We start from the raw sequence: 14,997 nt of genomic DNA, 5'->3' as shown, positions 1-14,997 counted from the left end.
GCATGACCCCGATTCTGGGGTCATGCGCTGTCCTGACTCATTGCGCAAAATCCAACCCACCATGCAGGACGGGTATCTTGTGCCCGCCCGGCGCAACATCGACCCCTCCAGGATAGCCTTGCACCTGCGGCGACGCCCCTATCGGGTTCAGCAGCTGTTTCATCAAGTTTTCGCGCAAATCATTCCCTTCGCAATGGGCTGTTTCACATCCCACTAGCGTCACTTTTTCCAGTACTGATCCCGCGACATGTCGCTTGATTTCCCTGATGTAGATCGCCGCTTCGCGGGCATTGACGCCACCGATAATCGGTGTGCCTTTATAAGTACCTCCGTGACCGACAAGCTGGATTTTCTGCGGGCCTGAAGCCACTTGGGGTCCCCGGTAAACGGTGTGTAGCCGGTCGCCTGGGCGCAACTGCATCCAGACGGTGTTATCCGCATGTTTTCCAGCCAACCGGCCCGCAGCGATATCCGATTGTTGATCGGCATCGACCTGAAGAATCACGCGCGAACCATAGCGATCAGGGGTCTCCTCGGCCGGCGAGGCCAAGAGCGAACCCAGGGACGACATTGTTGCGATACTGTCGACCGTTTGTAGGCTATCAATACTTTCCCCTGTATGTATGAGCTGCCCTGACCCATCGAAACAATTTCTGCAAGTGATCATGTGCATTGCTGCGTATTGATCGCTATGACCCGTTGCGGCCACAAAATTCACGATATCCGAGAACCGCACTATTTTTTGATCTATCTGAGGAAGCGGCGTGACGATGTCGAAACGCGGGTAAGCATTGCCGTTATGGACTAGGTGCAAGTCGGCGGTCGTCTCGGGGTCCAAACGATAGTTTTTCATCAACCCCCCCGGGGTAATGACCTCCATACGTTGACTTGTTTTCTCTAGAAAGTCTCGAAATCTGCCAAACGACCATCTCGCCAGCAGAGCGTTATTTTGAATGGATGTACGGTCTCTAAAATTGATGGCCGGCATGCCTTGCAAAGCAAGATCGGGAGCTCTAAGCAAATTGGAGAACACGGAATCATAAGTGCTGACTCCGTCCGTACTATAGAAATACACAGGCACGTCTGACGGAGCTAGGGTATATCCGTCATACTCATTAGGTACGACTGGGTTGTAATCAACCCATAGCCCGTGAGCCGAAACGATTAATTGATCCGCGCTGCCGCTTTGCGAGATTTGTGCGATATCGTTGGCCAGCAGACGGCGGCCCGACTTTGTGCTGTAGCTCTCGTACTTGACGACTGAGGGATCGAAGGGGCGAAAACCCCGAGCTTGGGCACTTGAGTCCACGTCATCATCAGAATCCGAGTCATCATCAACGTGCGGTGCAAAGCATCCCTGCCCCCGATGACATGACCAGCCACCGCCCAGACCGCCGTCTTGCACCTGCAATTTGCGCCCATTAGCATCGACGTCTACCTGCCCAGCGTATCCCACAATCCGAGGCATCGTCCCCTCGCCCGAACCCACCCAAGCATGCGCGAACTCCGCAGCCAGGGAGCCGCTAGCACAATCGGCAGTATTGCAGCCAACCAAGCTGACCTTGGCGACGCGCCCAGGATCGACCTGGAGCTGCTGCAACGCCTGACGAGTCAAGTCGCTTAATTCACGCGCATCACTCCCCCCTAAAATCGGCTGTCGCCTGAATTCGCTGCCATGCCCGACCAACTGGATTTTGACGCTGCCCGTAGACAGTTTGTCGCCGTGCCGCAGCAATTGCAGCTGTTCATGCTCATCCTGCATGACCACCGTACTGTTGTGCGGATGTTTGCCGAACAAGCGCCTGGCAGCCCGGGCCGTCATATCGTCATTACCGTGCTGGATGATTAGACGCTGACCATAGATATCCTGTTTGTCCGCTAGCGGGCGGACAGGACCCGTGTTTGGGGCTGCCCACTCAAACAGGGGTTGTTGCTGTGCCGGTGTTGCAGACGAGCAGGATCGGCAAGCCACGAAATGCATGATAGGGTAGTGATGCCCTGCCTGCTCAACAAGTTCGAAGATGTCGCTCAAGCGTGCCGACGTCACGCCCTGCCTGATAACAGCCAAATCCACCTCTTTGCTGGGCGGATGCTGATGATAAGAACTGATGTGCTCTTCCGTTGTGGCAACCGGAATCAGGCGGTAATTTTTGACAAGATCCCCCCATGCTACTTCTTTGCGCCTTGCAGCTTCCCCTTGCTGCTTAAGAATTTCGCCAAAACTTTTGTGTTGCTGGAGGGCTTTTTTCCGATAGTACTGCCGGCTATCTGGCGTAATAGCTGGGAAACCAAGCTCAGCAAACAGGGGATATTGAGGGATCAAAAACCGCGGCAACGCGGTGGATACATCCCCCTCTTTTGCATAAAAGTCCATGCGCGTATCGGCAGGCAGCATGATCTCAGCCTGCACGGACTCATCAGGATCGTAAGCCCCGTGGGCACAGATGAGGAGTTGTTTGGCTGTACCGCTTTGTGAAAGCGAGGCATGAGCGTTTTGATGTAGCTTGCGAGCACCCTGACCTTCAACCAGCCTCGGCGCAGCTCCCTCAACCGACTGATGCTTCATCTTTCCGGCAGCGTTACCAAGACCGCCCTCTTGCACCCGGCGCTTTGCGCCCTTCTCGTTCACCTCTATCCTGGAGGCATACCCTCGGATATCGGGCATGGCATAGAGGAGCTGCGACTGCAATTGGCGGCGCAAGGCCTCATCCAAACCGCCGCAGTCGCTTGTGTGGCAGCCGACCAGGGCCACCTTGGCGGATGGCCATTTGGGGCTTCCTACCCCCAGGTGCAACAAGGTGGCGGCCACGCCCTCAACATCCACGCCGCCCAGGCCAGGACGCCCCTGATCGTCGCGCATGCCATGACCAAGCAGTTGCACTTTGACTCGCCCATCCTTGGCCGCAGACGCCTGCGATAGCATCTGCAACTCACCCGTCGGTAAGCGTCGCATCAAATCGGTATTGTCGGGATGCTTGCGCGCTAAACGCCGGGCTGCTTGCTCTACCAATGGGTCATCGTGCATGACAACCACCGAGCGCCGGTCGTATTTGTCTGTACTGTCGCGGCATGTGCGACATGCCGCGAAGTGCACGACCTCATAAGGCCCGTGGGAGGCGTGCGCCACGTCCAGCAGATGCTTGAGCGACACTTTGTGTCTGGGGTCTGTGACGATGGCCAGATCGATGTCGGGATTACGTCCCCCCTCATGATGCTGAGCCAGCACCTTGCGGTCGACCTCAGGATGCCGATAAAGCGCATAGTTTTTGATATGCGAACCGCCCTGCGCACTTTCCCCGCGCCTCACCGTCCACGCCTCAACAAGGGCCTGGACTTTTTCTAAGGGTCTGTCTCTGGACTGCGACAGTTGCACCACTTCTTCAGGGGTGAACGGTGGCACAGGCTCAAGTCCGACCTTTGCGCTATGCGGCCGCTTCGTGACTTCGTCATAGACCCACTTACCGGCCGTGACCGATCCATCCTGGCTATAAAAGTCGATTCGGCTTGTATCAGGCAGGCTAAAATAACCATCGCCCTTCTGCCGGGAAAACCGTGTTTTCTCTCGGGTTTTTGCTTTCCAGCCGCCATGTGCGAGGACAACAAGCTGTGTGGCCGAATCATTTTGCGCGATCGCCACGCCGCCACGCCTCACAATACGCGCCTCTGGCATCGCGGCAGCGCCCGCGGCTTGGGTCACTATCGTGCCGTCCTGATGCCGCTCATTCCGAGCAAGATTTAGGTTAATGGCTGGAGTCGGATGTACCGGGCCCGCGCGCGCTTCGTCAGCGGACGAGCCCATAACATCTGCGCCGCTGGCGCTGGAAGTCTTGGTCACCACTGAGGCGGGTGACGCCTCTGTCCGGTTGACGTCGCGCTGGGGCCCGAGCCCAGCGTCGCGGAGATAAAGCTCCGGCCTTTCAAGAGTCGCTTCGGCACGGCCCATATCGCTCCTTTCCACATCAGGTGATGAGGAGCGCAGCACGGTTCCCGCGCCGGCTGGCCCGGCCTTATCCGGAACGGGCGCGCGCAGGGCGGCGCTCATGCCGTCATGATCAGAGGCCATACCGGCTGGGGCGATTTTGCCGACCCGGTTACGTTTGAGGTCCATAGCCGTGAGGCCATCGAGCTCGCCCCGGGCCATTTTCTGTTTGGCTTGCTTGCTGCCTACATCCAGCTTGGAGAAGGTGATCTGGATGTCGTTCTGGGCCCAGCGCCGCTTGTGCTGGACGACCTCTTGTTGAGTGGCCTGCTGCATGAGCGGCCCTTCGGTGGCGGCCTGTAGTGTGCCGTTGCCCCGCGTTTGACCTATATCCACGGTCGCGTTCAAAGTAGCGGCGTAGTGCTCGCCCGCGATGCGGCCCGCATTGAGTGTGAGGGTGGGCAGGCTGCTCGATTGCGAGATGCCGGCCGAAGCCCCGCCGTAGCCGCCGTCATGATCGCGGGATGCTTGCAGGGTCCGGGCGATCAGCTTGCCCCCGATGTCTACCGAGGAGCCCGGGCCCGCCGCCGTGATGGCCGCGCCGGTGAGGGCGGCGTCGCGCCCGACCCGCATCGTCAGGCGCTGGCCGGCGTGCAGGCCGGCGGCCTGTGTGGTGGTGTCGTAGTTGTCGTGTTCGTGATGCACCGTGACGCCGGCATTGAAGAGGACCGCGCCCAGGGTGCGGGTGTTCACGCCCGCGCCTGCCGACAGGCTCCAGTCTCCGCCGTTGGAGGCGCTGCGCTGATGGTCTTGCAGGGTGTCGAGACGCAGCGACCCGCCGGCTTGCACCGTGAGCGCTTGATCGGCCTGCGCGCGTGTGCCGATCAAGTTCGTGTCGCCGCCGGATTTCAGGGTGATGTGCTGAGCCTGGATTTGGCTGTTGGCATAGCGCCGTGCCTCGAGTTGGCTGGTGGTGTGCGAGCCGCCCAGGCTGACATTGCCGCTGGCGCCGCAGGCGCCCTGGACCGCATTGCAACTGGCGCTGTAGTTCATATAGCCCGACAGGCTATGGGACTGGCTGCTGGCGGACTCGGTGCTTTGCGCGCTGCGGATGTGCAGGGCGTGGGCGGCATCGAGCACCACCGACTCGCCGCCCGCAAAGCGCGCGCCCACGAGCTCGATGTCGCCCTGTGTGCTGGTGAGGTGCAGGTTGCCGCCCAGGATGTGGCTGTTCTCGCTTTGCTGGTGGTGGTCGCTGCGGCCGTAACTCAGCTCGGCGCCCAGGCTGGCCGAGACCTCGCCGGTGTCGTTGAGCACCAGATTGCTCACATCGCCGACGGCCTGCAAGGCGGTCAGCCCGGGGTCCACCTCGGCCTGCTGGCCCTGCTGCGCGGTGGTGCCGATATGGGTGGCGACATCGAGCAGGGAGGATCGGGCATTGGCCTTGAGCCCCACGAAGAAGCCGCCGCTTTCTTCCTGCGAGCTTGCCGTGTCGAGGTAGCGGGTGCTCTCGATGGCCTGGGCCGAGATCGCCAGGGTGCCGGCGTGGGCGGCGGTGTCCTGGGCGCGATCGGCGTTGATATCGGCGCCGCCCAGGTCCAGGCGCCCGCCGACTTCGAGCCTGCCCGCACCGAGGTTGAGCTGGGCATTGTGATGGGTTGTCGCCTGGGAGTGGGCGTGCGCGTAGGAGAAACTGATCCCGGTGCGCGCCTCGGCGCCCGACATCGCGCCCTGACCGGCCGCGCTCTTGTGGCCCGAGTACTGATTGGCCGTGGCGCTGGCTTCCTGGCCGCCGGCGCCCGCGCGCGCGCCGATCATGAGTTCGAAGGCTATATCTTGCTGCGTGGACATGGTGTGGCGGGCCGAGGCCACGGCCACCATGTCCCCGCCGATCTGGCCCGTGGTGCGGCGGGCCTGTATCTGGCCGCCGAGCAGGCCCAGGTCATGACCGATATTCAAATCCAGCGTGTCGGCCTGTATCGTGCTGCCGGCCCCCTGGTTCTGGGTGTGGCGGGCATTGGACTCGGCAAAAAACAGCGTCAGAAAGTCGCTGTTGAAATGGTGTTCGCGTTGGCCCGAGGCTTGGCGCACTTCGCCCAGGTAAGCATTATTGGCCTGGAGAGCGACGCGCTCGCCCGCGAGCTGGGCGCCGCGCATAAGGAGGTCTTGTCCGGCCTGCGCGGACAGGCTGTCGCCCGCGAACACGCCGGTGTGCGTATCGCGGCGGAACTGGCCCTGGCCGTCGGCGGCGCGCCCGGTGACGATCTCCAGCCTGTGCTGCGCCGCCAGCGTCACGGTCTTGCCCTGGATGACGCCGCCCTTGATATAGAGATTGCGCCCGGCGATGTCCACCGCCTCATCGGCCTGCACGCCGCCCCGTACGCCGTCGCTATTGACGATTTGCACATCGTTCGCCCCGGCCTGCAAGCGCACGGTGCGGCCCGCGATCCAGGCGTTATTCTGCTGGATAGCGCCGCCCTCGACCCGGATATCGCCTGCCGAGGCCAGCGCTGCGCCGACCGCGGGCTGGGCGCGCGTCCCTTGGCCGAGATAGACCTGGGGCATCAACACGGACTGGCCGTCGATCTCGTGCCAGGTATACCAAACGATATCGTCCTGAAGCCGGGCCAGTTGCTCGGCCGTGGGCGCCACGCCCACTTGCAGCCCGAGCGCCGCCTGCGCCTGCGCGGCGTTGTCCATCAACTGCCGGGCGAGGTTCGTGTGCGGCATACGCGAGAGCTGCGCGCCCATCAGCCGCTCGGCCTGACGCCGGATAAAGCGGTCATCAAAATAGTTATCGCCTGCGACATACATCGGGGCCTGGGGCCGATAGCCGACGCGCTCAAAGAAGTAGGCCGAGCCATAGAACCGGCTCGGGTCCACGAACGGCACCCGGGTCTCGTAATAGGGCGTGGGCACGGCGCCTACAGGGCCCGCATGGCCGAACAGATGGTTGTTGGCTAGCAGTTGCGCCAGCGTGTCGGCAAAGTCGTCGGCCTCCTGGGCGGGCAAGGCCGGTGAGGGCGTTCCGCTTGGCGTGGCGTGGTTCGCACCCTCCGGCGGCGTGGCAGGGTCGGCTTGTGGATGCTGTGTGTTGGCCTGCGTCGGTGCTGGCGATGGGCTCAACGATGTTGCAGGCGTTGCTGGCAGCGGCTTCCACCCCTGTTTGGCCGTTTGCATGGCGGCGCGCAACGCCGGGTCCAGGCCCGCCTCCAAATGAGCGGGCATGGCCTCGCCGTTTTGCAGGCCGCCCTGTATCGTCACCCCCTGGTTGCCGCCGATGACGGCCGTCTGCGCGGGATAGATGGGCAGGATGCCGCCGCGCTCGCCCTGGATCAAGGCCTGCCAGCGTTGGCTGCGCTCGTCCTCGCTCAGGCCGCGCCAGTCACCGCCCAGCGCCTGCGCCAGCGCGCTGGAGAGCGCGGGCGCCTGGCGCATATCGGTCAGCGCCAGGGCGGTGCCCAGCCAGGCGTTTTTGTAGTCGTAAAGCCCCCAGATCTTGTACCAGTTGTCGCTCTCCTTGGGATGCCGGGTCAGGGCATGGTCGAGCAAGGCGTACAGGCTTTGCTTGCGTACGATGGGGCTCAGGCTGGCCGCGCTGTCCCATATCTCGTACGGGACCGGGATGCGCTGGAAGTAATCGATGAGCGACAGCGGCTTGAAGGGGGAGGTGTTGCGCACCTGGGCGTCGATGTCCTGCTGGCCCTGGGCGGTCAAGCGGCCCTGGTTCAAAACCTGGTTGGGCTGGCCGTGGCGAGCGCCCTGGTTCACGGCCATGGCCCCGCCGGCGTGAATGACGCCCTGCTCGGCCTGCAAGGTCGAGACGATGTCGCCGCCGGAGAAATCGCCGATCTGGAGATGGGCCGAACGCAGAAACCGTCCCACCGAATACCTCGCGCCCCGCACCCGGCCGCCCTGGCTGGGATCGACCCGGACATCGCCGCTGACCTCGGCCAGGTTTTGCAAATCGGGCGTGTCGATCTGCATTGCCGCGCCGCTCTCGATGCGGCCCAGGCGGTTGATCAGCTGACCCCGCGCTTCGATGGCCATGGCCCCCTGGGCATAGATCAGGCCATGGCGTGCGTTCAGGAGATCCTGGCTGGCCAGCCCCAGGTCTTGCGCGCTCCAGATCAGCGCGCCCGTCCGGTTGCGGATGGCGCCTTGGGCGCGCAGCACCAGGGTCTGGCCGGCGGTGATGGCGCTGGCGTTGTCCAGATCGCTTTCGGTGGCCTGCAGGGTGAGGGCGGCGGGCGAGGCGAGCGGGGCGGCCACGGTGATCGCGGGGCTGCTGATGCGCAGGGCGCTGCTCGCCTGGGGCGCGGCGGCGCGGGCGTCCAGGGTCAGTGGCTGCGAGGTGCTGAGTCGGGTGTTCTGACCTGCCATCACGCCGGTGTTGGCATACGTGCCCGTGGCGATATCCAGCCTGCGCTGCGCCTCGATGCGCCCCGTGTTGGCCAGCGCGCCGGGGGTTTGCGCCAACAGGTCTTGCGCTTGCAACGCGCCGCTGTTGTCCAGATGGTTGGCCTGCACGGCTAGCAACTGGCCGCCGACGATCTGGCCGGTGTTGAGGAGCGCGCCTAGGCTGTGCGCGCGGAGTTCGCCTTGGCTTCTGATCCGGCCGCTATTGCGCAGCGTGGTCTGGCTCAAGAGCCTCAGATCGCCCGCAACCGTTTGCATTGCGCCGCTGTTTTGCAGCGCGGCCGCTTCGGCCTGCAAGCGCTGGCCGCGTAACTCGCCGGCATTGTCCAGCGTGGCGGGTGTCTTGATCACCAGCGCCCGGCTGGCCTCGATGCGGCCGGCATTGTGAGCCGCCCCGCCGAGCTGCAACTGGATCTCCCCATCGCGGGCCGCAAGCAGGCCGGCCTGCGCCAGGCTGCCCGCTCGCAGGCGCGCATGGCCTTGATCCAGGGTTAGCGTGGCGGCCTTGGCGCTGCGATACCCCTGGGCCAGTGTGATGCGGATCGCCTCGTGCTCCGGGACGCCCCGCACGCGCCATACGCCCGCATCCCAACTCAGGCTGCGCCCCTCGATGGTGAGCCTGCCCGCCTGCCCCTGGCCCTGCACCTGAATCGCGCCGCCTGCGTGCAACGCGAGCGCCTGCCTGGCCAGGGTCTGGCTATCGGCTGCGCCCAACTCCAGGTCCTGGCCCGCCTGGACACGGATCTCGCCCCGCGCGGCGCTTGTGCGCAGGCTGACCTGGCCGTCGGCCTGCACGATGAGGTCCTGGGCCGAGGCCAGCACCCCTTGCATGCGCACCCCGGCGCCCGAGCCGCTGGCGCGCAAGCGGATGTAGGCCCCGTGCATGGCGCCCAGCGCCGAGCCGGCGATCAAGGCCGGCGTTGCCGTCTCCAGCGTCTGGGGCATGACCTCCCGCAGAGCCGCATCGTAGCGGCTCGCGCCCGCTTGCAGCCGCAGCGCGGCGGGCGCGCCGCCCGAGCCCGGGGCGATCGCGCCCTGGACCCGAATCGTGTGGGCGACCACATCAAAGGCGGCAAGCCCATCGGTGTTGACGCCCTGCGCGCCAAGGGTGACCTCGCCCTGGCGCACGTCCAGCAACAGCCTGGGCGCGCCCTCGAGCACCCGGCCCGTGGACAGGGTCAGGGCCGAGACATTGATCGTTGACAGACCGTCGGCCTGGATGCCGTTGGGGTTGGCGATGACCAGGGCCGCGCGCGGACCGAAGACCTCCAGCGCCCCGCTCAGATGGCTGGGCGCCAGCCCCTGCACCTCGGCGAGAATCAGGGCGGCCGAGGGGCCGCCGCTCAGCCGCGGGTTGCGTAACAACTGCCCGGCCAGCTGCGAGCGCCCGTCGCGGGTGCTGTTATTGAACACCGCGCCCGGCTGCCGGGTGTCAAAAGAGGGAAAGGGATTGCGCGAGACGCCTTGGGCATCGGGCGGCGCGATAGCGATCACCGCCACGCCATTGGGCGCGGTATCGATCGATACCCGGCCATCGGCCGCTAGTTGCTGCGCCAGCGCCGAGTCCAGACCGGCGAAAACCAGGCTGGCCGCCAGGGGCAGCAAACGCCAGCGTTGGCGCCGCCCGCCCCGCCGGCCTGAAGCGCCCACGCTGCAAAGGATTTCAGCGACGGGCACACATTGACGGGTATGGTGACTCCAGCGCAGACGGTAGCAATGTTTGTTCATCTCGGCGAATTAAGGCGCAAGAAAAAATGTGCGGAACTGCGCACGTATGCACCTTAAACGCAGGTCGGATAAACGCTTGTAGCTGATTTCCGAATATAGAGACGAGCAAGCTGATACTGCTGGGCAGCAAAAAAATCCACCTCGCGAGGTGGATTCAAAGCCCTGCCAAATGCTTTATGCCCTGAGCATGGCTAAAACATGCTCATAATTCTTAACGCGCCAAAAAGGGCAAATATCTAGCATGAATGTCGTCTATCGGATTTATTTGATTTCTTCTATCGACTTTACGTCATCCTTGTTAATCTGCACCTTGCGTCCATCCTGCTCGTACTGATACATGCCGGATTTCTTGTCATACTCGGGTTCGTCAGGCGTGACGACTTGGCTGCCATCGGATTTTTGGACGACCGACGGCGAGGAACACCCCGCCAAGACGCCAAAACCACTCACAGCCAGGGCAAGAGTCAGGTGTTTAAGGCTCATCGCTATCCTCCCTTAGTCAATCAAAGCGGTGATTCCACTTTATGTCGACCGGTCGTCCGATACCGTGACGGAGTGTCGGCAAAATGCGTAGGACTGTAAGTAGAGCAACCCCTATCCGCCAAAAATGTAACAATGCTGAGAAAATATCCCTAAGCGTAATTTTCAAAATCATTGGATAGGCATTCAGGCTGCACAAAACTGAAAAACTCAGTCGAACACGCCAAATTTAAGTCTGATACCCGCACATCCTTCCTGGCCGCGCAATACCGGCGATTCAATTCCGTACCGATTCAGGCATGCATCGCGCAATAATTCATTTTCGATCAGACTGATATCCTCAGGCTGAACGTAATTCGAACCACGGGGTTCTCTACCTATGCAAACAAAAGCCCGCGCAAAGTAAACTGCCCCCCGACAGTTGGATGTTGTCCAACATTCGGGGGGCAGTTAAACCACAGGCAGCTTTTTCCAACTGCCGTAGCGGACAGCTCAGACTTTGGCGTGCTTCTCGATAAAAGCCCGCACCTGGTCAACATCGCAATCCATCACGGTCACGCGCTGCGGCAAGGACTCCAGATCCGCCAACTCGCCCGGCGGCGGCACGCTGCGACCCAGAGCCTCTTCAATGGTATCGGAGAACTTGGCGGGCAAAGCCGTCTCGAGGACCAGCATCGGAACCCCCGGCTCGACGAAGTCACGCGCCACTTTCACGCCATCGGCGGTATGCGGATCGATCAGCACGCCGGTCTCGTCGAAGATGGTACGTATCGTGGCCAGGCGATCTTCGTGCGTGCTCACGCCCGACACAAATCCATATCGGGTCAGGAAGTCGTCTCGATAGGCCGACAGATCGAAGCTGCCCTTCTGCGCCAACTCATTCCAGAGCGCGCGCACACGCTCACCGTCGCCATCTAGCAGATCGTAGATGAAACGCTCGAAATTGGAAGCGCGCGAAATGTCCATGGAGGGGCTGGACGTCGCGTAGGTCTGCTCTGGCCCGCGCGGGCGGTAAACCCCGGTGCGGAAGAACTCTTCCAGCACATTATTCTCGTTGGTAGCCAGCACGAGGCGTCGAACCGGCAAACCCATGCGGCGGGCGATATGACCCGAGAGAATATTGCCAAAATTGCCAGAGGGCACGGCAAAAGACACTTCCTGACCCGCTGTGCGGGTAGCGCGCAGCCAGCCATGGAAGTAGTACACCACCTGAGAGGCGATACGCGCCCAGTTGATCGAGTTCACGGCGCCGATGCGGTAGCGCGCCTTGAAAGCCAGATCGCCGGCCAGAGCCTTGACGATATCCTGGGCCTGATCGAAAACACCCTTGACCGCAATATTGTGGATGTTCTCATCTTGCAAGGAGTACATCTGGGCGCGCTGGAAAGCGCTCATCCGGCCATGCGGAGAAAGCATGAACACGCCTACGCCACGCTTGCCGCGCAAGGCATACTCGGCGGCGGAGCCCGTATCGCCGGAGGTGGCCCCGACGATATTCAGCGTCGTGCCGCGCTTGGTCAGCACGTATTCGAAGACCTGGCCGAGAAACTGCATGGCCATGTCCTTGAAAGCCAGCGTCGGGCCTTCAGACAAACCCAGCAATTGCAGGCCATCGGCGAGCGGCCGCAAGGGCACGATCTCATCACTGGAAAAAACCCTGCCGTTATAGGCAGCGGCCGTCAGCTGACACAGATCATCCTTGGGAATATCGGTGGCAAAACGCGACAGAACTTCCAGGGCTAACTCGGCATAAGACAGCCCGCGCCAGGACTCTAGCGTGGCGGCATCGATGTGAGGCAGTTCCTGCGGCACGGCCAGACCGCCGTCCGGCGCCAGACCCTCAAGCAGAATGTCGGAGAAGTCCAGGGGCGCCATGCCGCCCCGGGTCGATACATACTTCATGTGAGATTCTCCATGCGCAGGCGGGTTACCTTGGAGCGCACGAAGGGCAGCGACTCGATGCTGGCGATCGCCTGGTTCACATTGCCCTCCAGCGCCTCATGGGTCAGGAAAATGATATCAGCGCCGCCCACGTTGGACGGCTCCTGGATCATGGAACCGATGGAAATGGCGCGATCCGCCAGAATGCGTGCGATGTCGGCAAGCACGCCCGGCCGGTCATCCACGCGCAGGCGCAGGTAGTAAGAGGTGTGAATCTGCTCGATCGGCAAAATGGGCAGATCCGACATGGCATCGGGCTGGAAGGCCAGATGCGGCACGCGATTGCCCGGATCGGCGGTGTGCAGACGGGTGACGTCGACCAGATCGGCCACCACGGCCGAGGCGGTCGGCTCTTCACCCGCCCCCTGACCGTAGTACAGCGTCGGGCCCACGGCATCGCCGCGCACCAGCACGGCATTCATTGCGCCCTCGACATTGGCCAGCAGGCGCTCAGCCGGGACCAGAGCCGGATGCACGCGCAGTTCGATGCCATCAGGGCGGCGTTTGGTGATGCCCAGCAGTTTGATACGATAGCCCAGGCGCTCGGCATGGGCGATATCTTCCTGGGCCAACTGCGAAATGCCTTCGATATAGGCGCGATCAAACTGCACCGGAATACCGAAAGCCAGCGAGGCCAGCAACGTCAGCTTGTGGGCGGCATCCACGCCTTCGACGTCAAAGGTGGGATCGGCTTCGGCATAACCCAGGCGCTGCGCCTCGGCCAGCACCTCTGCAAACGGCAGACCACGCGAGCGCATCTCGGAAAGAATGAAATTGGTGGTGCCGTTGATAATGCCGGCCAGCCATTCGATGCGGTTGGCGGTCAGACCTTCGCGAATGGCCTTGATGATGGGAATGCCACCCGCCACGGCCGCCTCGAAAGCCACCATCACACCGCGCTCGGAGGCGGCGGCGAAAATTTCATTGCCGTGTTTGGCGAGCAAGGCCTTGTTGGCGGTCACCACGTGCTTGCCCTGGGCAATGGCCTCCAGCACCAGTTCGCGGGCAAGCGTGTCGCCGCCGATCAGTTCGACCACGATATCGATATCCGGGTCGCGCACCAGCGCATGAACATCGGTCGAGACGGCCATGCTCTCGCCCAGGCGCGCGCGCGCCTTGGCTACGTCGCGCACCGCAACCCGGGTGACTTCGATGCGCCGTCCTGCGCGGCGCGCTATTTCTTCGGCGTTACGGGTCAACACGCTCCAGGTACCGCCACCCACCACACCCAGGCCCAACAGGCCTACCTTCATCGGATTCATTTCAACAAACCGTCCTTGCGGAACATATCTTTGATGCCTCGCACCGCCTGACGCGTGCGCTGCTCGTTCTCGATAAGAGCGAAGCGAACATAATCGTCGCCGTACTCGCCGAAGCCGATCCCGGGGGAGACGGCCACTTTCGCATCCGACAGGACACGTTTGGAGAATTCCAAAGAGCCCATCGCCCTGTAGGGTTCGGGGATCTGCGCCCATATGTACATGGACGCCTTCGGAATTTCCACATTCCAACCTGCTTCGTGCAGGCCGCGCGCCAACACATCGCGGCGGCTCTGATACTGCTGCACGATTTCCGACACGCAATCCTGCGAACCGTCCAGGGCAGCGATGGATGCCACCTGAATGGGCGTGAAGGTGCCGTAATCGTGATAACTCTTGATGCGCGCCAGCGCGCCCACCAATTCGCGGTTGCCCACCATATAGCCAATGCGCCAGCCCGCCATGTTGTAGCTCTTGCTCATGGTGAAGAACTCGACGGCGACATCGCGCGCGCCGGGCACCTGCATGATAGAAGGCGCGACATAGCCATCAAAGCAGATGTCCGCGTAGGCGAGATCATGCACCACGAGGATGTCATGCTCTTTGGCCAGGGCCACGACCCGCTCAAAAAAAGACAGATCAACACATTGCGCCGTAGGATTGCTGGGAAAGCCCAAAATCATCATCTTGGGCTTGGGAATGGACTCGCGCACGGCGCGTTCCAGCTCCTCGAAGAAATCCACACCCGGCGTCATGCGCACAGAGCGGATGTTGGCGCCTGCGATGACCGCGCCGTAAATATGGATCGGGTAGCTCGGATTGGGCACCAGCACGGTATCGCCCCGATCCAGCGTGGCCAGCATCAAGTGCGCCAGGCCTTCCTTGGAACCAATGGTGACAATCGCTTCGGAGTCGGGATCAAGCTCGACGTCGTAACGGCGCTGATACCAGTCACAGATCGCCTTGCGCAGACGGGGGATGCCCTTGGAGACAGAATAGCCATGCGTTGTCGGTCGGGCCGAAACCTCGATCAGCTTGTCAACGATATGTTGCGGCGTGGCGCCATCCGGGTTGCCCATCGACATATCGATAATATCTTCCCCGCGCCGCCGTGCCGCCATCTTGAGCTCACCGGTGATATTAAAAACATAGGGCGGCAGACGCTCAATGCGCGAGAACTTCCTCATGGTGGGCGGATCCTAAATTGGCGAGGGGAAAAGAGGCGGGAAAAATGACGCGGCGCAATATGAA

The 14,997-nt window shown here is 62.3% G+C and carries 5 protein-coding genes; all 5 read right to left on the bottom strand.

Annotated elements, in window-relative coordinates; translation table 11 throughout:
• Positions 1–37 precede the first annotated feature (37 nt).
• Complete coding sequence (locus tag U0029_RS07265; protein ID WP_115600707.1) at positions 38–10,066, bottom strand: C80 family cysteine peptidase; 10,029 nt, start codon at positions 10,064–10,066, stop codon at positions 38–40.
• 261 nt (positions 10,067–10,327) lie between these two features.
• Positions 10,328–10,549 carry a YgdI/YgdR family lipoprotein gene (locus tag U0029_RS07260; RefSeq protein WP_012417823.1) on the bottom strand — a complete coding sequence of 74 codons (222 nt, stop codon included), beginning with the start codon at positions 10,547–10,549 and terminating at the stop codon, positions 10,328–10,330.
• 489 nt (positions 10,550–11,038) lie between these two features.
• Positions 11,039–12,448 (bottom strand): threonine synthase, encoded by a 1,410-nt coding sequence (thrC, locus tag U0029_RS07255; RefSeq protein ID WP_012417824.1) that lies wholly within the window; start codon positions 12,446–12,448, stop codon positions 11,039–11,041.
• A complete protein-coding gene (locus tag U0029_RS07250) occupies positions 12,445–13,749 on the bottom strand; it encodes a homoserine dehydrogenase (RefSeq protein WP_114852767.1) in 1,305 nt (434 codons plus the stop codon). The genes thrC and U0029_RS07250 overlap by 4 nt, the downstream gene beginning before the upstream one ends.
• Complete coding sequence (gene alaC / locus U0029_RS07245) at positions 13,746–14,933, bottom strand: alanine transaminase (protein WP_012417826.1); 1,188 nt, start codon at positions 14,931–14,933, stop codon at positions 13,746–13,748. Before alaC ends, U0029_RS07250 begins: the two co-directional genes overlap by 4 nt.
• Between the last annotated feature and the right edge of the window lie 64 nt (positions 14,934–14,997).

Origin of the sequence: Bordetella avium (assembly GCF_034424645.1) — a bacterium.
In the GTDB taxonomy this organism is placed as follows: Bacteria; Pseudomonadota; Gammaproteobacteria; order Burkholderiales; family Burkholderiaceae_B; genus Bordetella; species Bordetella avium.
The sequence above is the reverse complement of the archived record's forward strand: the minus strand, read 5'-3'. Positions and strand labels throughout refer to the sequence as shown.

What these genes read in the sequence shown, in the direction of transcription:
- U0029_RS07265 (WP_115600707.1), bottom strand. Translation starts at nt 10,066, where the DNA reads ATGAACAAACATTGCTACCGTCTGCGCTGGAGTCACCATACCCGTCAA.
- U0029_RS07260 (WP_012417823.1), bottom strand. Translation starts at nt 10,549, where the DNA reads ATGAGCCTTAAACACCTGACTCTTGCCCTGGCTGTGAGTGGTTTTGGC.
- thrC (WP_012417824.1), bottom strand. Translation starts at nt 12,448, where the DNA reads ATGAAGTATGTATCGACCCGGGGCGGCATGGCGCCCCTGGACTTCTCC.
- U0029_RS07250 (WP_114852767.1), bottom strand. Translation starts at nt 13,749, where the DNA reads ATGAATCCGATGAAGGTAGGCCTGTTGGGCCTGGGTGTGGTGGGTGGC.
- alaC (WP_012417826.1), bottom strand. Translation starts at nt 14,933, where the DNA reads ATGAGGAAGTTCTCGCGCATTGAGCGTCTGCCGCCCTATGTTTTTAAT.